The sequence below is a fragment of the Acidobacteriota bacterium genome, assembly GCA_035529075.1.
Classification (GTDB): Bacteria; Zixibacteria; MSB-5A5; order GN15; family FEB-12; genus DATKXK01.
The window spans coordinates 26,281-49,030 of sequence record DATKXK010000013.1; the positions used below are offsets into that span (position 1 = coordinate 26,281).

Annotated in this window: 23 protein-coding genes; all 23 read right to left on the reverse strand. The window is 60.1% G+C overall.

Going from position 1 to position 22,750, the window contains the following annotated elements; translation table 11 throughout:
* Positions 1-35: 35 nt before the first annotated feature.
* The 23 genes from VMY05_07160 to gcvT all read right to left on the reverse strand — a co-directional run bounded on the left by VMY05_07160 (position 36) and on the right by gcvT (position 22,711).
* Positions 36-953, reverse strand: coding sequence for a hypothetical protein (locus VMY05_07160; GenBank protein ID HUV30846.1), 918 nt, complete (start codon positions 951-953; stop codon positions 36-38).
* Between the two features lie 86 nt (positions 954-1,039).
* Positions 1,040-2,251 carry a right-handed parallel beta-helix repeat-containing protein gene (locus tag VMY05_07165; GenBank protein HUV30847.1) on the reverse strand — a complete coding sequence of 404 codons (1,212 nt, stop codon included), beginning with the start codon at positions 2,249-2,251 and terminating at the stop codon, positions 1,040-1,042.
* Between the two features lie 58 nt (positions 2,252-2,309).
* Positions 2,310-2,651, reverse strand: coding sequence for a carboxymuconolactone decarboxylase family protein (locus tag VMY05_07170; protein HUV30848.1), 342 nt, complete (start codon positions 2,649-2,651; stop codon positions 2,310-2,312).
* A 155-nt stretch (positions 2,652-2,806) separates the two neighbouring features.
* Positions 2,807-3,442 (reverse strand): CYTH domain-containing protein, encoded by a 636-nt coding sequence (locus tag VMY05_07175; GenBank protein HUV30849.1) that lies wholly within the window; start codon positions 3,440-3,442, stop codon positions 2,807-2,809.
* A gap of 118 nt (positions 3,443-3,560) precedes the next feature.
* Entirely contained in the window at positions 3,561-5,099 is a 1,539-nt protein-coding gene (locus VMY05_07180; protein HUV30850.1) for an Rne/Rng family ribonuclease, read from the reverse strand.
* 2 nt (positions 5,100-5,101) lie between these two features.
* A complete protein-coding gene (gene fmt, locus VMY05_07185; GenBank protein ID HUV30851.1) occupies positions 5,102-6,055 on the reverse strand; it encodes a methionyl-tRNA formyltransferase in 954 nt (317 codons plus the stop codon).
* Between the two features lie 98 nt (positions 6,056-6,153).
* Positions 6,154-6,660, reverse strand: coding sequence for a peptide deformylase (gene def, locus VMY05_07190; GenBank protein HUV30852.1), 507 nt, complete (start codon positions 6,658-6,660; stop codon positions 6,154-6,156).
* 21 nt (positions 6,661-6,681) lie between these two features.
* Positions 6,682-6,993, reverse strand: a complete 312-nt coding sequence (gene yajC, locus VMY05_07195; protein HUV30853.1) for a preprotein translocase subunit YajC — start codon at positions 6,991-6,993, stop codon at positions 6,682-6,684.
* A 370-nt stretch (positions 6,994-7,363) separates the two neighbouring features.
* Entirely contained in the window at positions 7,364-7,792 is a 429-nt protein-coding gene (locus tag VMY05_07200) for a spore germination protein GerW family protein (protein ID HUV30854.1), read from the reverse strand.
* On the reverse strand, positions 7,785-8,426 hold the full coding sequence (locus tag VMY05_07205; protein ID HUV30855.1) for a hypothetical protein: 642 nt from the start codon (positions 8,424-8,426) through the stop codon (positions 7,785-7,787). Before VMY05_07205 ends, VMY05_07200 begins: the two co-directional genes overlap by 8 nt.
* A 30-nt stretch (positions 8,427-8,456) precedes the next feature.
* Positions 8,457-9,146: an endonuclease III gene (gene nth / locus VMY05_07210; protein ID HUV30856.1), complete on the reverse strand. Its 690-nt coding sequence runs from the start codon at positions 9,144-9,146 to the stop codon at positions 8,457-8,459.
* A 5-nt stretch (positions 9,147-9,151) separates the two neighbouring features.
* On the reverse strand, positions 9,152-10,015 hold the full coding sequence (prmC, locus tag VMY05_07215) for a peptide chain release factor N(5)-glutamine methyltransferase (GenBank protein ID HUV30857.1): 864 nt from the start codon (positions 10,013-10,015) through the stop codon (positions 9,152-9,154).
* A complete protein-coding gene (locus VMY05_07220; protein HUV30858.1) occupies positions 10,012-10,986 on the reverse strand; it encodes a hypothetical protein in 975 nt (324 codons plus the stop codon). The genes prmC and VMY05_07220 overlap by 4 nt, the downstream gene beginning before the upstream one ends.
* Before the next feature lie 17 nt (positions 10,987-11,003).
* Positions 11,004-12,074 (reverse strand): peptide chain release factor 1, encoded by a 1,071-nt coding sequence (gene prfA / locus VMY05_07225; protein ID HUV30859.1) that lies wholly within the window; start codon positions 12,072-12,074, stop codon positions 11,004-11,006.
* Between the two features lie 75 nt (positions 12,075-12,149).
* The gene (locus tag VMY05_07230) at positions 12,150-13,073 is read right to left on the reverse strand and encodes a DUF1385 domain-containing protein (protein ID HUV30860.1); all 924 of its coding nucleotides are present in this window, start codon (positions 13,071-13,073) and stop codon (positions 12,150-12,152) included.
* 188 nt (positions 13,074-13,261) lie between these two features.
* Entirely contained in the window at positions 13,262-13,471 is a 210-nt protein-coding gene (rpmE, locus tag VMY05_07235) for a 50S ribosomal protein L31 (GenBank protein ID HUV30861.1), read from the reverse strand.
* Positions 13,472-13,633: 162 nt separating this feature from the next.
* Complete coding sequence (locus VMY05_07240; protein HUV30862.1) at positions 13,634-14,347, reverse strand: class I SAM-dependent methyltransferase; 714 nt, start codon at positions 14,345-14,347, stop codon at positions 13,634-13,636.
* A complete protein-coding gene (locus VMY05_07245) occupies positions 14,334-14,960 on the reverse strand; it encodes a flavodoxin family protein (protein HUV30863.1) in 627 nt (208 codons plus the stop codon). The genes VMY05_07240 and VMY05_07245 overlap by 14 nt, the downstream gene beginning before the upstream one ends.
* Entirely contained in the window at positions 14,953-16,836 is a 1,884-nt protein-coding gene (locus tag VMY05_07250; protein ID HUV30864.1) for an ABC-F family ATP-binding cassette domain-containing protein, read from the reverse strand. Before VMY05_07250 ends, VMY05_07245 begins: the two co-directional genes overlap by 8 nt.
* A gap of 3 nt (positions 16,837-16,839) precedes the next feature.
* Complete coding sequence (locus VMY05_07255) at positions 16,840-18,906, reverse strand: BatA domain-containing protein (GenBank protein HUV30865.1); 2,067 nt, start codon at positions 18,904-18,906, stop codon at positions 16,840-16,842.
* Between the two features lie 3 nt (positions 18,907-18,909).
* Positions 18,910-20,811 carry a hypothetical protein gene (locus tag VMY05_07260; GenBank protein ID HUV30866.1) on the reverse strand — a complete coding sequence of 634 codons (1,902 nt, stop codon included), beginning with the start codon at positions 20,809-20,811 and terminating at the stop codon, positions 18,910-18,912.
* A 54-nt stretch (positions 20,812-20,865) separates the two neighbouring features.
* Positions 20,866-21,594, reverse strand: a complete 729-nt coding sequence (locus tag VMY05_07265; GenBank protein ID HUV30867.1) for a 2-phosphosulfolactate phosphatase — start codon at positions 21,592-21,594, stop codon at positions 20,866-20,868.
* 10 nt (positions 21,595-21,604) lie between these two features.
* A complete protein-coding gene (gcvT, locus tag VMY05_07270) occupies positions 21,605-22,711 on the reverse strand; it encodes a glycine cleavage system aminomethyltransferase GcvT (protein ID HUV30868.1) in 1,107 nt (368 codons plus the stop codon).
* Between the last annotated feature and the right edge of the window lie 39 nt (positions 22,712-22,750).

The window sequence follows — 22,750 nt, forward strand, 5'->3', positions numbered from 1 at the left end:
GTCTGTCCCGACCGACTGAATCTCCTGACCGGATACTACCGTTTGCCACCGAAGACCGGGTGGTCGAGCAGTCCGTGCCTGGTGAGCCCCTCGTGGCAGTAGTCAGTGTACGTCCAGCGCGTGGTGGAGTTCTCGAAGACGTAGTGGATCTCGTTGCCGTCGAACGTCTGGCTAATCGCCCAGCTACCGCTGTACGAGTACGTGTAGTCACCCTCGCAATCGATACTGATATTGCCGGTATGGGTGATCTTGCCCGCCGTCGGGCAGGCGTCATTCATTTGCATGTCCTCGATATTCAGCGCGATATTGCTAAACGTTGCGTTCATCGTCAGGCTGTTGTTGCAGACCGTACCTTCGCCGGTAACAACGGACAGCGCCACCGACTGGCTGCCGTTTATCACCACGTCACCATACCCGGCAATGTTACCCACGATTGACAGAAGCTGATGAGCGACGACGCTGGCATTAAGCGATTGGCGGTCAAAAGTGTATACCAGCCCGGTCTTGATACCGGTCAGCAGAGCCGAATCCGGCCACTGCACGGGCAGGACGCCGTGAAGGAACTGAACCGAGTCTTGAAGAATCATCGTGTCCGCGCCTTCCGCGTCCATTATGTAAGCGTACCAGTACTGGGACCCGGCGTGGTAGACGAGCAGGAACGAGTCGACCTGAAGGGCAGCATCATACCCGTTGCGGCGAGAGCCGGCGCTGCCCGGGAAATCGGGATGGTTGTAAACCGAGTCCACGATGTCGAACAGGTAGTCAAGCGTCATCTCGGTGAGGCCCTCATTTTGTTCGAACATGTCTCTCGCGGCCTGAAACTCCAGGCTCGTGGTGTCGCCGATGTCGAGCCCGGAGCCGGTACCCTTGTCTTCGTCGTCGCCGCAGCCCAAGAATGCGCCCAGGGCGAACATGACAACGAGGATACCTCCTAAGGCAAGAATGCGTTTCATTGGATTTCTCCCTTTGCCTGTTACAGTTGTGTTTCTGCGGTTATGCGTTTCACTATCTTCAGCTTATGGATGCGCCGGTCGGACGCCTACCGCCAGGCCTGGGCGCCGCCGTACAGACCGATATGCGAAACCGTGCCGTCAGTGTTGTAAATAGTCGTGTCGCCGGCGTGCCGGGCCGGCGAGTCACCCTGAAGCCGGAACGACCCGTCGCCGACAAACCGGGGGTCGACGTTCAGGTTGCCGTTGATGTCCGTCTGGTCCCAGATGTCTTCATAGTCACGCGCCTTGTTACCGAACACGATGTTGTTTCGAAAGACCCACTTGGCCCAGTCGCCGTAGTTCCAAACGCCCACGCACGGGCAGACCCACTGGTCCCGCCAGCCGTTCTCGGTGATAATGTTATTGATGAAGCGCCCCCGGCTCTCGGTGGACCAGGGCGCCACGCCGCAGTTGCCGTTGTGATGCACGACGTTGTTGGTGGCCTCCATGGTCGACTGGCCGGTGCCGACGATCCCCCAGCCGAGGTTCTCATGCACGAGATTGTTGCGCGCAACCACCGTGGAGCTCCCGAACGAGCCGATACCCTTCCAGTAGCCGGCGATCTCGTTGCGGTAAGCGACGCAGGAGGCGTCCCAGGTCACGCCGATGCCGGCCCCCCGGCCCTCCTTGATCACGCAGTCGGCAACAATGGCCGTTGCCCCGCGATACAGCGCCAGGCCGTCCCAGCCGTTGTTGATAATGCTACAGTGAGAAACGACCATCTCGGCGCCCTCGCGTCCGAACACGCCCCCAATGCCGACCACCACGCTCGAGTCGGCGGAACGATCAGTGTTGTCCCGGATGTCAACATAGTCGATCTTGACCTCGGACCTGCGCACGACAATCCCCGCGTCGGTGGCGTTACCGTCGTCGTCCCTGACGCCGCCCGTCACGGTGAGATTGCGCAGGACCGACCCGTACGAGTTTTCGAAATACACGCCGTAGCCGGCATTGGTCACGAGCTTCGTTCCCGTCCGGTCCGTACCCACGATGATCAGCGCTTTGTCCCTGATGACAAACCCGTAGCTGGCGGCAGCCCCCGTCCGCGGGTCCAGGCAGTTTCCGCACAAAGGGTCGTTAAACGCCATCGCTGCAGCCTCAAACGTCTTGGCCCCCAGGATCAGGGTGTCGCCGTCGCCCGCAAAATCGATCACTGACTGGAGATCCGAACCGTGTTCAACCGTCAGGCTGGCGGCCGACACGCAGCCTGGAAGCGCAATCAGGACAAGAGGCAGCGTGGTGAATATGCGCCGAAGCATACTGGACAATCGCAAGGCGTGGCCTTTTTGGCAAGTTAAAACAAGATGGCCGGGTGACTTACCCCGCGGCTTCCTCCCAGAGCAGGGTAGCCCGCCGAATGTGGGGAATGGTTATCGACCCGCCGACAACCAGCCCGATTGACATGACCTCGTCAAACTCCCTGTCGGTCGTCCCCGCCTCCCTGGCCCGAATGACGTGGTAGGCAATGCAGTCATCGCAACGCAGCACCAGCGACGCGACCAGCCCGAGCAGCTCCTTGGTCTTGGCGTCAAGAGCGCCGTCACGGTAGACGGCATTGTCCAGGGCGAAGAACCGGTTGATATTGACATCGCCCCGGGCCAGCACCCTCTCGTTGGCTGCTGCCCGCTCTTTTTCGAACTCGTTTACAGGCTTAGACATATACGTCTCCCGTTTCTCACGCCCAATGCAGCCGGCTAGGCCGGGTCGCCGGAGAAGAAAGTACGGTCACATCCCCGCCGCGAGGCACCAAGGATGATGCTGCCGGTATGATTCCGACTCCCCGATGAAAGAGAACACTCTGCAGACGCCCGGACTCAGATCAGGCCGGCCCGTCGTAAGGCCCGCTCGTACTTGCTCTTTTCCTGGGGCACAAACGCGATGCCCAGCGAGGTGAAAAGGTGGCGCAGGCAGTCCTGAATGACTTCCACGCGATCGGCATCCTTCAGCTCCACCTCGAGCTCGTAGTCAATGGAGCCGTCGGCGAACTCGGTGCGGTCTATCTCGAGCGTGTAGTGGTAGTCGCCGATCTTGAAGCGCTTCTTCTGACGGGTGTTATGGAACTGTATCAGGCGGGCCAGGCTGAGTTCGGGAAACTCCTTTTTGACATACTCGACCGGTTCCACGGCCAGCCCGAGCACGTCCATGCGGAGGTTGAGCACCTCCATGGCAACGGCCCGACCGATCTCAGCTTCCATCTCCTCCCGCACTACGGCTGCCCCACGCGGTGCCCCCAGACTCTTGAGCGTCACGAGGCCGCGGTCATCCTCGGCGCGCACGCGCAGCACCCAGCCGGATTCGGCCAGGCGGCGGTCCTCGGTGTCGAAAAACCCGTTGATATGCCGCTCTTCAGACTCAACGGCGCCGAGAAAACCAATCAGTTTCAAGTAGTCCGGGAACGAACCGAGTTGGAGTTTGATCTCGACCTCAAGATTTAATCCGCGGTCGGCCATAGAGCACTTAATACACAAATTCGGAGCCGGGAGCAACTGGTTTGGCAAAAAAAAGCGCGGCCCGCCGGGCCGCGCCCATTTACCGCCCGCCGAGGCGGGACCTCAACACCGTACCGGCCTATACACTGTACTTATCGGTGATGTCGGTGTTATCGTCAGCGTTGTAAACCTTGTATTCCTCCTGCGGGATCGCGGTGTCCCGGATCACGTTGATGCGGAGCTGGCACCCCCTCATGATTCTCTGGACCCGGTTGGTGCCGTTCTCGGTTAGCGTTGCGGCCACCTGGGGGCTGACGACCAGATGATAGTTTGCGTACTTGTGCGCCGCCCGAGCGCGAACAAACCAGCGTTCAATCTTGGTGGCGATGTTCCCTCGCGACATGATCCGTCCAAGGCCCTCGCAGTGCGGGCACGGTTCGGACAGTGTCTGCATGTGCGAAGGACGCACCCGCTCTCGGGTCATTTCAATCAGGCCGAATTCGGTCACGGGATTCATTCCCCATTTGGCCCGGTCGTGCTTCAAGTAGCTCTTGAACACCTCGAACAGCTTGCGACGGTTCTCGCGGCTGTACATGTCGATGAAATCGCAGATGATAAGGCCGCCGATATCCCTCAGCTGGATCTGCTGTGCAATCTCCCGAGCCGCCAGCAGGTTGGTTTCAAAAATCGTCTGCTCCTGATCCTTGCCGCCGACAAACCGACCGGTATTGACGTCGATCGTCACCATCGCCTCGGTCTGGTCGATCACGATGTAGGCGCCCTTGCGAATCCAGACCTTCCGGTTGAGCATCTTATCGATTTCCGGCTCCAGGCGGTACTGGTCGAACAGCGGGAGTTGTCCCTTGTAAAGCTGAACCCGTCGCTTCAAATCAGGCGCGACCTGGCGGGCAAAACTGACGATCTTCTTATAGTCCGAGCGGTCGTCCACTACCACGCGCTCGACGTCATCGTTAAAGACGTCCCGGATCATCGAGATGAGCATTTCCGCTTCTTTGTGTATCGAAGTCGGGGCCGGCAGCGTATCCGCCTTTCTCTTGAGCTTGGCCCACAGCTTCAGAAGCCTCTTGACATCGGCACGATAATGGTGGTCCTGCTTGCCCTCCGCCTCGGTCCTGATGATAAGACCGAAGCCCTCGGGGCGCAGCGGGGCTACAATCTTCCTTAGCCGCCGCCGTTCACCCCAGTCGCTTATCCGCTTGGATATCCGGATCTGGTCGTCGTCGGGCACCAGCACCAGGAAGCGGCCGGCGATAGTGATCTCCGTCGACAGGCGCGGGCCCTTGGTGGATATAGGTTCCTTGATCACCTGGACCAGAACCTCCTGGTTGCGCCGAAGCACCTTCTCGATGCCTTCGCGACGACGTTTGCGGATGATTTCCGCGGGCGATTCCTCTTCTTCCATCGATTCCGACTCGTACCGACCCCGGTCCGCTTTGCCGATATCGGAGGAGTGCAGGTAGGCTGCTCGTTCCATACCGATATCTACAAACGCGGCCTGCATACCCGGCAGGACAGTCTGGATTTTTCCCTTGTAGATGTCGCCGACCATGCGGTCGGAATCGGGCCTCTCCACCTGCAACTCCACCAGCTTGCCATCCTCCAGGATGGCCACGCGGGTTTCGTATTCCGTGGAATTGATGATGATTTCTTTTTTCACGGTCACTCCTTCACCCCGTGAGGAATTTCACCAAGGATTTCTCCCGGTCGCGGCCTGTAGCCGTTGACAAACGCCAGGCCGTCCATTTCTTTCCCGCCCTCGGGCACGATCCGGAGAAGCTCCACCGCCGAGCGGTCGCACTGCACCACCAAATGCCTGTCAACCGTAAGAATGGTGCCGGGACGAGCCTCGGGGCTGCTCGACGCATCTCTCGCGGCGCACGCGTGCACTTTCAACTTCTTCCCGCGGAAGAAGGTATAGGCACCGGGTTTGGTGGCCATGCCGCGGACGAAGTTGCGCACGTTGCGGGCTGGAAAACCGAAGTCGATCATGGCGTCGACCGGGCCGATTTTCGGCGCCCGACTGGCCTGCGATTCGTCCTGTGGCTGCGGCGTGAAGTTGCCGGATTCGATCATGTCCAGGGTCTTGAGAAGGAACGGTCCGGCCAGTTCGCTCAACCGCGCCGACAGCGTGTCATAGGTGTCGTTCTCATCGATGGCCACCGTCTGCTGCACGATGGCATCCCCGGCGTCGACCGCTTCCCTCAGGAAAAACGCGGTCAGACCGGTCTCCTTCTCGCCGTTGACGAGGGCCCAGTTAATCGGGGCCGCTCCACGGTACCTGGGAAGCAGCGAGGCATGGATATTGACTGACCCATGCGCGGGCAGCGAGAACAGGCATCGGGGCAGGATTCGGAACGCACACACCACGAACACGTCCGCTTGCAGGGCCTCAAGAGACTCGTACAGCTCCTCATCCCTGAGCGAGTCCGGCATAAGCACCGGCAGACCGCGCCTTTCGGCCTCGAGCCGACAGACGGTGGGACGAAGTTTCCGCCCACGTCCGGTCCGCTGATCCCGGCCGGTTACCACCGCCAGGACCTCATGCTTTGACTCGCACAGGGACGCCAGTGCCACTCGAGCGAACTCGGGCGTACCCATAAACACAATTCTCATCCTTGGATCGAACCGTGACCGAACGTTAGGTCATCCTGCGAGCGGGCGACGACCGGGCGGAATGACGAAGACCGGCCGCTGGCGAGCGGGAAGAGCCACTACAAAGCAACTGCAAGCTTCCTGAGCTTGCCTTTGAGCAGCGTTCTCGCGAATGGTGACATGAGGTCGATGAACAGGACGCCATCGAGATGGTCATACTCGTGAAGGACTGCGCGAGCAGTCAGACCATCCAGTGTGATCTCAAACTGTTTGCCGTCGAGGTCGGTGGCGCGAACCCGCACCGTGGCGGGCCGCACAATTCGCTGGTAAATACCGGGAAACGACAAACAGCCTTCTTCCATCTCCACCTGCCCCGTCGTCTCCAGTATTTCCGGATTAATAAAAACCCTTACGGATTCCGAAATGTCGACTGTCGAAAGGTCGACTGCAAAGATCCGTTTCGATACGCCAACCTGGGGCGCCGCCAGACCGAGACCTCTTTGTCTCTTGAGGGTGTCCACTAAGTCGGACACCAAATCTTTTACATCCTGGTTGATTTCATCAACCGGTACAGCCTTTTCCCGCAACACCGGGTCGCCATACAAGACGATCCGTCGCTCAGCCACGATAACTCCTCAGGTGTAAACCTACTTGTCTACTTTCGCGGCTATGGAGTTCTTGAGAAACTCCAGCTTGACATCGTCGCCGATTTTCAAAACCACGCGACCACGATCTTCATCAATGGCGAAGATCGTCCCAAACATGCCGCTGTTGGTTACTACTTTATCTCCTTTTTTCAGCTCTCCCAGGAGCATACGGTGCTCCTTCTGCCGTTTTCGCTGAGGCCGGATCATGGTCATGTAGATCAGCACAAAGATCAGCCCGAACCAGATCAGCATATACTGACCGCCCCCGCCTTCGGGGCTGCCGGCCATCAGAACGTACCAACTCAGATTCAAATCCTTCTTGCTCCTCGCTTTATCGACTAATGGTTCAAAAACTGAACAGCCAAAGACTGTCCCCACAGCCGAATATACACGGGCCTGGAGAGCTTTCCAAGCAAATCTTTACCTCTCAAGAACAACCGGCGACCCGGTTTGTTCCGCCGCCTAAGCACTTGCCGACATTACTATTAGCATCCGCCGAGAACCCAGCCGACCACCTGCGAAGCCGGGCTGCAGCCCGGTCCCGACACGCAAGGACCTGAACAGAACTCCCGTATGTGACTGTAAGTGAAGGGCTTGCCTTCCGGCGACGCCGGCTATATAAGCGAAAAAAGCCGACCCGGGTCGGCTTCTTCGTTGCTCTGCCTGCGGCTAGATTCAACCGCTAATCGTCTGCTTTCTCAGGCTCGTCCCGCTCCGATTCATCCTCCTGACCGGCCTCGCCTTCACCTTTTTCTGATTTCAGCTTGTCTTTCCACTTGGCGATCTTCTTGGCTATCCCTGGAATAGATTCAATGACACCTTCCCACTTGCCTTTCTGTGCCGGCAGCAGGCGGATACCGTCTTTGTCCATTATGATAAACGCGGCCGGCTCGATCTTCGCCCCGCCGCCGCCACCGCCCCCGAAGCCCGTGTCGCCCTTTGACGGCTCGCTCTGGCCTCCGCCGGCGCCGAAACCAACGGAGATCTTCACCACCGGAATGACCGTCTTGTCGCCAACGGTTATCGGCTCGCCGATAATCGTTTCCGAACGGGCCATGTCCTTGAGTTCCCCTACGACCCCCCGGAGAACCTCCACCACATTGTTAGCCATCCTGGACTCCTTTCTTTTCTCCTATCGCCAATTTGATCACTTTTCTTAGAGGGAGGCTGAGTATCAAGACAAGCGAATGCCACAACAGACTATACAGGGGAATTGCGACTGACAGGCGCAGGGCGCCGGACAGGGAGGGGCCGGTCCAGTCAGGCACGAATCGCATTCGGGACATCACCGAGGGCACGGCGGCCAGCGCGGCCTCGTACCAACCGAATGTCATCCCCGTCAGATCAGGAGCGTCAAACCCGGCTCGAATCTCACCGTCAGCTTCCTCGACGGTCACGGCTCGCAGGAGGCCGACCACGTACGACCAGAATGCTCCCGCCACTCGTGGAAAGAGTCTCACGGCGTCTCGAAGCGAACGCTCGCGTCCACGCTTCTTCGGCTTGCGCTTCTCCACGCGAGGTTCTTCTCGAACCTCCGGCTCCCTTCGGGCCAGACTGAACGACCTCACCCCAAGGCCGAATAACCGCACTCTGCCGGATTTACGTGCCAGGTCCAGGTCGGCGCCGGACCGGCCCAGCCCGAGAAACAGTCGACGGCGACCCGCGGCCAGCTCAAAACGCACCCGCACTCGAAGCATCATGACTACGGCAACCGCCGCCAGCAATATGAGAACCCAGTACCACATTGTCTATCTATGTATACTATCGGCACCCGCTCAGGTTGCCTGCGGCCCGGGCTGACTGCTCCCCGGCCGCTCATGGCCGGCCGAGGGGCACAGCGTGCTCAGGACACACCCGGAGCACTCCGGGCGGCGCGCTTTGCAAACCGAGCGGCCGTGCTGAATCATAAGATGCGAGTAACCGATCCAGTCACTCTCCGGTATGATCTTCATCAGGTCGCGCTCGATCTTGTCCGGAGTGCGTTCCGACGTAAAACGGAGCAGCCGGCTGACCCGCGCGACGTGGGTGTCGACGACTATGCCTTCGGCGAGGCCGTACCCGGCGCCAAGAACGACGGAGGCCGTCTTCCGCCCCACACCGGTCAGCTTCACCAACTGCTCCAGCGTACGGGGGACCTCTCCCTTGTGCCTCTCCAGCAGTTCCCGCGCCGACTCCCGGATAGCCCTTGCCTTGTTGGCATAGAACCCGGTCGTGTATATCGCCTGCCTGAGATCGTCGAGTTCGGCCTCGGCAAATGCCTGAACGGATCGATACTCTTCGAACAATCCCGGCGTCACCATGTTAACCCGCTCATCGGTGCACTGAGCCGAGAGAATCGTCGCCACCATAAGCTGGTGCACCGTCTCGTAGTCGAGCGTACACTTCGCCCCGGGATACGCTTTCCGCAGGAGCCGGATAACCTTCCCCGCCCGTTCTCGTCTGGCTCTGCCGGTTTCGCGCGGCACGTGCGTCACCCGTCACAGGAGAGGATTACGACCCGGTCGATGTCGTTCAGATCTTTCATGATGTCTATCGATTTGTAGCGGCCGTCGTTTTCGGTCAGGGCGGCAACGGCCCCGGCCTGATCGTAGCCGACCTCAAACGCAATCATTCCGTTGGCAGCCAGGTGGCCCGGAGCGTCCTGAACGATCACTCTGATCGCGTCCATCCCATCCTCCCCGGCCGTCAGGGCAATCCTGGGATCGGCCTTGACTTCGGGAGGAAGGCCCTTGTAGTCACCGTAACGTATATACGGCGGGTTGGACAGGATCAAGTCGAATCGTTCGTCGGGTTCCAGGGCCGAGAAGAAGTCGGACCGGCGAAAATCAATTCGCTCCAGCACTCCGTGGTCCCCGGCGTTACGCCTGGCAACGCTGAGAGCTTCCGGGGAGACGTCCAGGGCGGTGACCGAGGAATGTTCGACTTCGCAGGCCATGGTGACCGCAATAACGCCCGAACCCGCGCCCAGATCAAGAATTCGTGGCTGCGGGACCCGGCCGGCCCGTGTCCATGCCACCGCCCGCTGGCACAGAAGTTCCGTCTCGGGTACGGGAACCATCACGGCCGGCGACACGACAAACCGACGCCCGTAAAACCAGGCCTCGCCGAGGATATACTGAAGCGGATATCGTGTCGCGCGCCGGCTGAGGATTTCGTCGACACGCTCACGCCTGGGCCGGTCGAGCATGCCGGCGCCGTGAAGGTAAAGGGCCAGCCGGTCAACGTCGAGCACGTGGCAGAGAATCAGTTCCACCTCCGCCCGCCCGGACGGGATTCCGGCCTGCTCCAGCACACGGGCTTTCTCAGCGATGTACCGTGGGAGGTGTTCAATCACGCCATTCGCCCGGCAATTCGTCCCGACCTCAAATAGCCGACCACGTAAAGCAGTGCCGTCACCCCGATCCACGAATAACAGAACGCGTACGTGAGCGTCGAGGAAAACTGGATTGAGTGCGGGATAAGGTATATGAACAACATCACCGCAAACGCGCCCAGACCGACCCAGCCGAGCGCCTTGCCTGAGTATATGTCTCGGCCCAGCTTCCCCCGGGTCAGCGTGCCGAGGCTGCTCAGGACGGCGAACAGCAGGTAGACAAACAGAAGCTGTGTTTTGTTGTCGGTGGCGTCGGTGCCGAACGGAACTCCCTCCCACAGAACGTCGAACGCAAAGTAATTCATGGGGATACCGAACACGTACCCGCCGAGAAAGGCGAAAACGGCGGCCAGGAATAGATGGATTGTCAAGAGTCTGACCTCGCCGCTCCCCCTGAGCACCGACAGCGCGCTCACCGCGGCCAGCGCAATGAAGAAGACGGTAGCGAAGATAGTCGCAATATGCGCCAGCGTGACTACCTTGGGGACTTCACCAAAGTACTTCAGAACAAAGGGCGCCCCGCCCTCCACCGTAAATGTCGCCAGCCTGGAGCCGGTGCTGTCGGTAAGCTCAAAATAGTAGTAAAATCGCCCGCCCAGCCGTCCCGCCGTCACCTCCGTGAAATACTCGCCCCGAGATCCGGGGTCCGGCTGCATCTGCACGCGGGCGAAAGCATCGGCATTGTCCGCCGGGACGTCGGCCGGCTGTGAGGTCCGAAACCACACCCGGGTGCCGGGGGCCGCCGGGCCGGTCACAGCCAGGGTTATCCGATCCGATTGATGCTCAACAATCTTGGGCACGGTGGTCATCTGGAAAGTATACCCGGCCTCGACATGACTGACAATTTCCGGTCTCCCGCGCGAATTCGTGCGCGCAACGTACAGCATGATAACGGTTAGAATAAGAGCCAGGGCGATTTTGAAATACTTCATACCTTGTTCAGGGATGTCTAGCTGGTTTGCAGGTGAAGTCGCTGCTCCTGATCATGACGGGACAGCGAGTCTATGAGACAGTCGAGATCACCGGCCAGGATTTCGTCAAGCCGGTAAAGCGTCAGGTTGATCCGGTGATCCGTGACGCGTGACTGCGGGTAATTGTAGGTTCGGATCTTGGCCGACCGGTCGCCGGTCGAAACCATCGACCGCCGTTCTTCGGCCATCTTTGCTCTTTGCTCCTCCATCATCCGATCATACAGCCGGGCGCGAAGCACCTTCATCGCCCGGACCTTGTTTTTCAACTGTGATTTCTCGTCCTGACAGGTAACGACAAGCCCGGTGGGCCGGTGGGTGATGCGCACGGCCGAGTCGGTGGTATTGACCGACTGGCCGCCCGGGCCGGAAGACCGGTAGACGTCGACCTTCAGATCGGCCTCCTTGATGTCGATGTCGACTTCTTCAGCCTCGCGAAACACCGCTACGGTCACGGCGGACGTGTGGATACGCCCCTGGGTCTCGGTGGCCGGGACCCGCTGCACCCGGTGCACGCCGGATTCATACTTCATGTTTCCGTAGGTGCCGTTGCCACTGAGCGAGAACACTATTTCCTTGAAGCCGCCGGCACCGGCGGCGTTTGAGTTGAGGATCTCCATTTTCCAGCCCTTGTGATCGGCATACCGCTGGTACATGCGGAAGATATCTCCGGCAAAGAGCCCGGCCTCGTCGCCGCCGGTCCCGGCCCGGATTTCTATAATAGCCGCCTTTTCATCGTCCGGATCTCGCGGCAACAGGGCCAGTTTGAAGGCTTCTTCGGCCTCGTCAAACTGCGGCTCCAAGCCCGGCAGTTCCTCGCGGGCCACCGCGACAAGTTCGTCGTCCTGGTCTTCCCTGATTATCTGCCGTGCCTCCTCCATCTCAGCCTTGATACGGCGATAGCGGCGCCCGAGCAGGAGCATCTCCTCAACCCGGCGGCGTTCCCGGTTAAGCCCGATCAGTTTGTTGCGGTCGACCTGATTGGAGGGATCGGACAGGGCCTCGTCGAGTTCCTGGAGTTTGCGTTCGAGTTTTTCAACCATCTCAAGCATATGGCATCACACAGCGTTACTTTCTTATCAATGTTACCAGAAAAAGCCCGCCTGGGCAAGCGGTCACCTGTATGCCTACGTGACGGCGGTCCGCTTACATGACAGCTTGGATTCCGTGACGCCCAGCGCCGCCTCGAGCGCCACTATGCCTACCTCAAGCTGGTCCATCGAAGGTTCTTTCGTGGTGATCCGCTGCAACCACAGCCCCGGCACAATCAGAAGCCGGGTGATGGCATTGTCACGAGTTTTGCCGGAGATCTTCAGCAGTTCGTACGACCCGCCGGCTACCAGCGGCAGCAGCGCGAAATGCACGGCAAAACGGGTCAGCAAAGCCGGCGGATGGCCGGCCCACAGCGTGTACACGCTGTCCGCAGCCGCGTAAACGGCAATGGCCAGCAACACCACGATCAGGATAAAGGACGTCCCGCAACGGGGATGAAGCCGAGTGTGCACGGCAGCCCGCTCGGGCGTCAGATCGTCGCCCAACTCATACGCATATATGGACTTGTGCTCCGCCCCGTGGTACTGGAAAATCCTCTTCAAGTCCTTGAACAGTGAGATTGCCCAGACGTACAGGATAAACAGCGTCAGCCGGATGGCACCGGCCAGCAGGTTGAACGGGACGGCCTCCCTGTCGATGCTGAAATAGCTCGCGAGGGCCAGCGGAAGAAAAAAGAACAGGCCCACGCCGAGGGCAAGGGCCACTACGGCCGTTGCCGCCAGGGCCACGGTGTTGCTCCTCTTGGGCCGATCGACAAACGCCTCGCCCTTTCTTGCCGCCTCCTCCTTCTCGAGCTCGCGGACAGCTATGTCGGCCGAGAAGTTCAGGGTCTTGATCCCGAGCACCAGCATCTCGACGAATGCGATGGCGCCGCGGAGAATCGGGAAGTTCAGGATGCGACGACGCGAGGTCATCGACCGGTACTCCTCGGTCTTGACCAGTATCTCTCCGCTGGGTATGCGAACGGCCGTCGCGACACGATCCTTCGACCGCATCATGACGCCTTCGATTACCGCCTGTCCACCAACGTTAGGATCGGGCATGGCTACCTGTTCGTTGCAGCGAATTGTCCTTCAGCCAAAGTGGCGGCGCCGCCCGCCCACACAAAACGACGAGCGAGGCACAGAATCTACGCTCCGCCCGTGAAATCAGATGGCCGTTTTTTTCGGCTGCCAAAGCGACTGATCTACTTCTTTGCCGTCAATCCGTACTTCCGACGGTACCGCTCGACGCGCCCGGCCGTATCGATCAGTTTCTGCTTCCCCGTATAGTAGGGATGGCAATTGGAACAAATCTCGACGCTGATGCTCTTTTTGGTCGACCGCGTCGTGTAGGTCGCTCCGCAGGCGCACGTAACCGTTACGTCATGATACTCAGGATGAATCCCGGATTTCACTGCTGTCACCTCAAGTCCATCGGATTGTCTACCACTCTCATATAACAAAATCGGGTTCCCCTGGTGCATTTTTAACCCGAAGCCTATTAATATACTACTTATCGGCGCAATGGCAAGTCCATTATCCACTCCGGATGGTCGGGCGAGCAGCGGCCACCCCGGTCACCTCGCGCCGTCCGGAACTGTCTCTGGTCTGCCCGCCGACCCTGCCGGCCCTTTCTCCCGGGGGCCGACTACGGCCGACCAGTAGTACCGCCCGTATACCAGCCTCCGGATGTCAAAGCGGTCGCTGAACGCGGCCTCAAGCTGTACCCGGGTGAAGTAGTTTTTGATAATGACGAACTCCCTGCCGTCTCGCAGCCACCGCCTCTTATAGCTGTTGCCGTGCTCATCGACACGCACCACGTCCGCCTCCGATTTTTCAGCGGGCGGGCTGTTGTCAAGCAGCCAGGCCAGGCCGTCCGGCTGGAGACTCGCCGTGATCACGTCATACAGATGATCGTACTCCTGCCGGGGCTGATGAGAAAACCAGAAACCGAGGGTGACCACGTCGTACCTGCCTCCATCTTCCGGGACGTCCAGCAGGCTGCCCTGAACGAACCGTACCGGGCAGGCGTAGGTTTTCTTCGCGGCCTCACACAGCATTTCAGCGGAAATATCCACGGCGGTTATCCCGGCGGCTGAGCCCGCCATAACTTCGGTCCAGTAGCCCGTGCCGCAAGCCAGATCGAGAACGCGCTTCCCGGTCACCAGACCTTGCAGACGGCCGGCTTCCGCTTCCAGTTCCGCTCGCTGGTCGGGGATATCACGATAGTAGATCTGCTCGTACTCCGGTGCCCGAGCCCGGTAGTACGGCTCAAGTTCATCGCTGCGCATAGTCACCAGCCAACACGTCTGCCAAATGCCGGCCGAGTTGGACGGCCTTCTCGAGAGTCGGGCCGTCGGATACCACCGACCCGACCTCGGTGTAGTCGGACGATCTATATGTAATCACGCCTTCGTTGACAACCTCAATCCACTTGAACAAGCCCGCGATACAGCGCCGCGCTCCCTCCAGCCACCCCTCCTCGCTGCCGACCAGGATAATCCCTCCCGGACGCTTGCGGCCGAGAAGCCTGATAAAACGATGGTCCGGGTCGACACCGCCAAAATCAGGCGGACGAAAACAGTTGCAGCGGTCGATAAAGGCCTTGGCCTGGGCCGAGACGGAATCAAAGTAGATCGGGGAGCCGAACAACATGCAGTCGCACGCGGCCACGCTCTCGTAAAGACCCGTGAGGTCATCCTCGTAGAAACAGTAATCCGGCGTCGGGGCTTTTCCGCATGCCTGGCAGGGGATGAACTTCAGGTCGTTCAGACGCACCAGGGTGTGCTCCACGCGGCCTCCGCCCCCGGCGTGTTCAGCCACGGCATCGGCCACCCGGCGCAGCAGAATCTCGGTGCAACCGCCCTGCACGGGCGAGCCCGAGAACGAGAGCAGCTTAATCATCCTCCCCGCCCTCCAGACTTTCGAGCCCTGCATAGAGGTCGAGGATGTCATTCTCCACCTGTTTCCTGCGATTTGCGGCACGCTGAAGCTCCTCCCAGTCGTGTCGCGGGATGTCGTGCGACATCGCTTGCTCCAGGCGTTCCAGTTCACGCTCCAGCGTAGCGATCTTTGCCCGGGTCGATTCAATTGCCTTGCGCCGCCTCGAACGCTCCCTGGACCGGGCCTTGAAGTCCTCCCAGGCCCGCTTCTGACCATCGTCCTTGACCTTCACCGAAACCTGCGACGTCTGCATCCTGTCACGAAATTCGCTGTACTTGCCGTTGAAGACGACAGCGCGTCCGCGATCCAGGTATATGATTCGGTCCGCCACCTGCTCGAGAAAATAGCGATCATGACTCACCACCAGGCAACTGCCGTCATACTCTTTCAGCGCGGATTCGAGAGCCTCCCGGGCGTAAACATCCAGGTGGTTGGTCGGCTCATCGAGAAGCAGCAGGTTGGACGGATGGTAAAGAAGACGCGCCAGGCAGAGTTTGGTCTTTTCCCCGCCCGAGAGCGCCAGGACCGGCTTGAACACCTCGTCGCCGGACAGCCCGAACCGCGCCAGAAAGGAGCGCACGGTCTTGGCCTCCGCGCCCGGATCGACGCGCCACATATTGTCGAGAACCGTGGCATCGTCGGCAAGGTCTGACAGTTCCTGGTCGAAATACGCGACATCGACGTTGTTGCCCAAAGCCAGCCGGCCCTGTATCGGCTCCAACTCGCCTATGAGTGCCCGCAGGAGGGTCGACTTACCGGACCCGTTGCGCCCGATCAGACCCACTTTGTCACCGCGGTAAATATCGAAGCCGACTTCTTCCAGGACGATCCTGCTGCCGTACCCGAGCGACACGTCCTCCATCGCCAGCACGTGCGCCCAGGAACGTCCGGAAGACTGCACGGATATAGCCGGACCCTGCAGGTCGGCACGGGGCGGTGGAAGGCGCTTGATACGAGTGAGGTACTTCAATCTCGACTGAGCCTGCTTTGTCTTCTGGCCAGCCATGTTGCGCCGGATGAACTCCTCGATTCGTTTAATCTGCTCCTGCTGATGCCTGTAGTGGTGCTCGGCCAGACGCCGCCGGTCAACCCGCCGCCCAAGATAGCGTTCGAATCCTCCGCTGTACACGTCCAGCTGCCCGCCGGCCAGTTCCCAGACCTGATCTACGGTGGCCGTGAGAAAGGCGCGATCGTGAGAAACTATCACGTAGGCTTTGTTCAGCTTGCTCAGATATTCTTCGAGCCAGACGGTGGATTCGATGTCCAGATGGTTGGTCGGTTCGTCCAGAAGCAGCAGGTTCCCTTTTCCGGCCAGGATACGGGCCAGCCCGGCACGATTCTTCTCGCCCCCGGAGAAGTTGCTCATACGCTCGCCATAGCGTTCCGACTCAAAGCCCAGCCCCTGCAGGATAATGCCCACCTCGGTTTCAAGGTCGAACCCCCCACCCCGTTCAAAGTCCTGCTGGAGTTCGCCGAGACGCCGCAGGCGGCCGTCATCATGGGGATCCACCGCCAGCTCTTCCTCGAGTCTGCGGATCTCCTGGCGCATCGCGAGCAGGTCACGGCGCGCCTCGGCGACAAACTCGAACAGGGTGAGATCCAGGTATCCGGATTTCTCCTGCTCAACGTAATCGACGGCGCAGCTGCGCGAGCAGGTAACCTCGCCCGAGTCAACCTGACATTTGCCGGCGAGAATCTCCAGCAGCGTCGTTTTCCCCTCTCCGTTCCGGCCTACCAGCGCCACGCGGTCCGTGTCCGTGATCGTGAACGACACCTCATTCAGGATCACCTGGTCCTTAAATTTCTTGGAGATCTTCTGTACGGCCAGGAGCGTCACGGCCTACTCCTCAGGAGGGGAACCGCGTCCCAGGACCATTTCGAGCGCCAGCAGTGCGGCTGCAATCCAGAGAAAAATCTGCCAGAGTTCCCGGCCCAGCCGGTAGGTGGAGATCGCCGAGGCCAGCGATACATCGGTCCCGAGCGGCCGGTGCTCGGAGGCGCCGAGCGCCGAAGCAAGCTGGCCGAGATCCACATGGCTCAGATCACATTCGGCCGGATCGACGTTGACGGCAAAGCGGTCAATCTCGCGACCCCGGTAATTCACGCGGTAGACCCCCGCCCGGTCGGCCGGCCGGGCCTTCACCACCAGGGCTCCCTGGTACTCCTCCGGGGGGATGGAATACGTCAGGCTGTCGGGCGTCAGAAGTTCGACCGGACCGGCAACTGAACCGGCCAGCGACAGAGAACGCGTAATGTTCTCACCGGCAAAAACGTGTACCTCGAGACTGGACAGATCAAAAGCAAGGTACTCGGCGATGCGCGAGATGAAGGGAACGAAGAACCCGTGTGAGACCAGATCACCGTAATATGGTGACAGCGGTGCCGCAAAGGTGAGCACCTTCCCCGAGCCGTAGCGGGATTCGACCAGGGCGGGGCGGTCGCCGGTAAAACGCATCACCACGCGGGCGCTGTCGTCCACGCGGACGCGCGGCAGCGTGAAGAACTTGATGGCCGGCGGCTGATCATCCTCGAACTCGAACACGCTGAAAATCGGATGCGTAAGATCGACCGACTGCAGGCCGTAGTACCCGGCCCGTGTAAACGTCTGCCTGACCGACTCTTCAATCGCCACCCCCGATACCTCCGACCAGACTCGGTTGAACTCGTCGACGTTCGTCGCGCCGCCATAGCTGATGAAAAGTGACTTGCCGCGTTTGACGAAGTTCCGAATCCGATCAACGTGCGAGTCCGTCAGTGATGGAGCGCCCGCCAGCATGACCACGTCGTAGTCGTCCAGGCCCACGCCCACCAGTTCCTCGGGGGCCGCCTCTTTCACCGACCAGTACCGGCTGCCCTCGGAGGCGGGCACCAGAGCCAGTGAGACAAACCGGGCGGTCTCGTCTCCGGTGACAATCAGGAGATTGAAATGGTCGGGGATGCGGAAGGTGAAGTAGTACCGGTTGTCCACCAGGAACCCGTCGTCCGAGATTTCCACGTACCCGGAATGGAAACCGGTACGAGCGACCGTCCGCGTGAACCTGACCGTCGCCTCGCCTCCGGCAGGAATCTCGAAGTCCCTCTGAGCCACGCGCCGGCCGTCAAGAAAGCACGAGGCGATGAGATCCGCGCCCGGTTCCCGGCCGTAGTTCTTGACGGTGGCCACAACGTCGAAATCGTGTCCCGGCTGGATGAGCTGACCGCCGAAATCGACCGAGACAATCCCGAGATTCTCTGCCGCCTCGAGTGGCAGATCGACAAGGTACAGCCCGACGTTGTCACCGTCGAGCAACTGCTGCTCCGGCAGCGAACGCCGCTGGCGGTCCGTCACGACGTACAGCTCGCGATTGATGTCGGCGGCTCCGGCCAGGAGATCGACGGCCCGTTCCAGGGCCGTCTGAAGGTCGGCGGCCCGGGAAGTCACGTCCAGGGCGGCCAGCCGTTCGCGTGCCACGGCCGACGACGAAAAGGCTTGCGGCTCGGTGTCCGTGGCCGGGCACAGTGGGATCAGGCATACTCTGTCCGACTGGCCGAAGGTCTCAAGCAACTGCATCGTACGCTGGCGCGCGATCTCATACAGCGAGCCGTCCTTCACGTACCGGTTCATCGAGGCCGAATTGTCCAGCAGAATCACCGCCGAGACCGAGGCGTGGGCTCCGACACCGCCCTGCCTGATGGTGGGACGCGCAAAGGCAAGTACGACCATGAGGATAATCAGCATGCGAATCAGCAGCAGCAGCAACTGGCGAATCTGGAGTCGGCGCACCTGCCGCCTCTGCATCTCTTTCAAATGTCGCAACGACGAGAACTGGATTATCTTCCTGCGCCGTCGTGAGAACAGATGGATAATAAGGGGGATCAGCGCCGCCACGGCGGCTAACAGCACGGTCGAATTGAGAAAACTGAGCATGGTCTACAGTGTGAAAGGCGCCTCAAGATACTTCCGTGCCTCCGCCTGGTGGTATTGCGCCGAGGGTAGCGAAAGCACGGCGCCGTAATGCTGCCTGGCGACGTCGCGCTCGCCGCGAACGTCCGCCAGCTTGCCCAGCCAGAGGTTGATCAGCCCGATGTAAAACGGCCGGGTTTCAAGGTACAGGGCCGTCTGCAAATAGTCGTGGGCGGCACCGAGATCCTCCAGGCCGACGTGCGCGATGCCGTTCCACAGTTGCTGCTGGGGCGAAGGCGCGTTGGTACGGACTGTCTTGCCCAGAACCGCGACGGCCTGGTGGTAGTGGTCGACCGCCACGGCCCGCTCAGCCTCGTCGCCGGACTGAATCATCAGGTTGGCCAGCGTTATACGGCTCTCCGCATGGGGGCTGCCGGCCGTCGGAGAATCTATTATGCCGTTAAGGATCTCGCGAGCCGCCTGCTCGTCTCCGCGACAAAGGTGATTGATGGCCAGGTTGAAGTCGATCAACTGATTGGCCGAATCGAGCGATTTGGCTTTCCGGAAATCCTCCAGCGCCTCGTCGTAGTATCCGTTCATCATGCGATAGCTGCCCAGCTTCATCCAGGCCATGGCCGAGGCGGCATCATACGCCAGCGCCTGTTCCTGGTAGGAAGTCGCGGCGTAGTAGTCGCCCGTGAAGAACATGGCCCGCACCAGCAACGACAAAGCCGCCGTGGAATCGTTCCGGTTCTCCGCCACGGCCAGCATGTCCCGTCCGTAGTCGACCATGAGATCATAGTCGAACAACACCTCGGCCTGCTCCGCATAGTACTGAAGCTGTCCGGGCTTTATCGTTACCGTGTCCACGTACTGCAACCACTCCCGCTCCAGTGTCGAAACCGGTTTGCCATAGACCCTCTCCAGCGACTCCCGCTGGGTAAGGTCATCAGCCATCCGGTACAGCTCAAGAAAAACGTCGCTCGTGTACTGCTCGATCAGGTAGCGGACGAACGTGGCTGCCGTCTTGTCCGCCACTACCGGATCGGCATGAAAAAACCGGTACGTGTCAAGCAGGCTGTCAAGCGGCAGGTGCCGGCCGGCCGCAAGGATCTTTTTCATCGCGTACGGGGCGTCGGATAGGTAACCGGCGTACCCCTCCGAGAGGAAGGGCGGGCTGTAGCCGTAGTTTTTGAGAATCGACGCCTGCAAAGCCAGAAAGGGGTGGGTGGAGTTCATCGCCTTGTGGTATACGGAGAACATGATACTGCGCGTCGGGTCAACCATCATCGTGAACCGCCGATCCCAGATGACCGAGCGGATCGGGCAGGGGCACAGGTACAACGAGTACTTGCCGGGCAGCGTGAAACCGTTGAGTTCCTTGAATCGGCGGTACTCCGTCTCCATCAGGCCCTTGACGGCGTTCCAGTAGAAGTCGCCGTAAGTGTACGGCACGTAGTAGATGTTGAAGTGCGCCGACGGGTCAACGGAAAAAACGTCGTCCCTGGTGTGCACGTATTCGCAGCGACCGGTATCGATGTCTACAGCCCCCAGCGGCTTAATCTCCAGGTCGTACCTCGCCTCACCCTTGCCTTCTATTTCTCTGATCCGTGCCGGCAGGCCGTACTCTACCTGAAAGCTCCTGGAATAGGTTGCCGCCGGTTGACCGAGTGTAACGGCGTGCACCATAAACGACGTCTGGCCGGTGTCAACGGCCGTAAACTGAATCTCGACCGAGAACGCCGCCAGAAAGCCAATCGTCGCAACGTCCTTGAGAAAACTGACGGTATCCTCATACAGCAGCACCGAGCGACTGTTTGCCGCGTCATACTGATGAACGGCCAGGCGGCACTGCACACCCTCGGCCGCCCGCCCGTGAGCGGCGAGCAGCAGGCTGCCCGCAACAAGCGTAATCAGAATGTTTCTCATAATCTTCTTATACCGGCAAATCCGGCCGCCGGCTGATATCTCCCCGGTGGCGCCTCAACCCTGGTCCAGCACCAACCGACCGTCGCGCAGCACCGGTACGACCGGCATGGAATCGACCCGCGTGGCCAGTTCGACGTCACCGCCGAATCCGATTGATTTAAGAAAGCGCGCGTGCTCTCCTGTCTCAATCGATTCCCGGATTGAAGCGCGGTTGGTTTCGAAAAGCAGCAGGGCAAGGGAAGCCGCGTCGTTGAGAACCACCGGCCCGCCCGCCTCCTGCTTCAATCTGTCAATCAGCATGCCGCCGCAAAGCGTGTCCTCTATGGAAAATCCTCCTTCGCGACCGGAGCAGACAATCATCGTGTCCCGATTCTCCCCGGCCACGCGCCGGGCCAGGGCGGACATGTTTACGAGCGCCCCGGTCAGCACTACGGCGGCCCCGGCGGCCTGCCCGAACACCGGTGTGCCGTTGGTCGTCGTCGTAACTACGTATTTTCCGCGCACCGTCAGGTCCGTAAACTCGGCCGGCGAGTTACCGAAGGCGAAGTTCTCTACCTTCACGCCGTTGCGTTCTCCCGCCAGTACCGCCATGTCACTGCCCAGCTTGCCCCACATATCCACGGCTTGGCCGGGCCCGGCGGTGGGAATAACGCCCCGGGCACCCCCCTGAAGCATCGCACATATGCACGTGGTTGAGCGCAGTACGTCTATCACGACGACGGCTTTGTCTTCCAGGCCGGCCCGATCCAGCGGAAGCGGGGTCAGAAGCAGGTCAATGCGCATGCGTTTTCGCCTACCGGTGGGAGCCGTCCTTGTAAAACGGCGGCTTGACGACCATGGCCGGGTACCGGCGGCCGCGGATGGCGACTTCGACGCTGGAGCCGATCTTGGCTTTCGGCCGCGCAACGTACCCCATGGCGATCGGTTTTTGCAGCGACGGCGAGAAGGTGCCGGACGTCACGTTGCCTATCACCTCGTCCCCCTCGCAGATGTCGTACCCGTGTCGCGGGAACGCGCGGCCCTCAAGCTCCAGGCACACCAGCCGACGGTTCGGCTTGGCGGCTTTCTGGCGAGCGACGACTTCTTTGCCGATGAACTCCTTGTCCAGGTCGACGATCCATCCAAGACCCGCCTCGATAGGGCTTGTCGTGTGGTCGATGTCGTTACCGTACAACGCCATTTTCATTTCCAGGCGAAGCGAATCCCTGGCCCCGAGTCCCACCAGTTGCATGTCATACTTTTGACCCGCCTGAACAACCGCGAGCCAGACCTTTTCACAAACGGAGTTGGGAATATACAACTCGAAGCCGTCCTCACCCGTGTAACCGGTGCGTGAGAACAGGAGCCTCTCTCCCGCTATGACAGCCGTGGCCGCCGTATAGTACCCCATGGATTCAAGGTCGTAATCAGTCAATTCAGCCGTCACCTGCCGAGCCTTGGGTCCCTGAATCGCCAGCAGGCCCAACTCCGGCGAACGATCCACAAGTTCCATGTCCCCTTGCACGTGCGACGACAGCCAGTCAAAATCCTTCTTTGCATTGGACGCATTGACCACCAGAAAATATCGGTCTTCCAGCCGATAGATCAGCAGATCATCGACAATGCCGCCGTCGGGATAGGTCATGCACGAGTACTGTATTTGCCCGGGTGAGAGCACCGCGACGTTATTGGTAGTCATCTTTTGAAGAAACGCCAGCGCGTCACCGCCTGAGACCTCAAATTCGCCCATGTGAGAAAGGTCAAACAGCCCGACATTGTTTCTGACCGCCAGGTGTTCAGCGGTCATGCCGGAGTATTGAACCGGCATCAGAAAGCCCGCGAAATCTACTATCTTGGCCTTGGCTTCGACGTGAAAACGGTAAAACGGGGTCTTGCGGGAAACTGTATCTGCATCGCTCATGTCTCACACCACCGTAGTATCTGGTTTGTGTACAGTGAG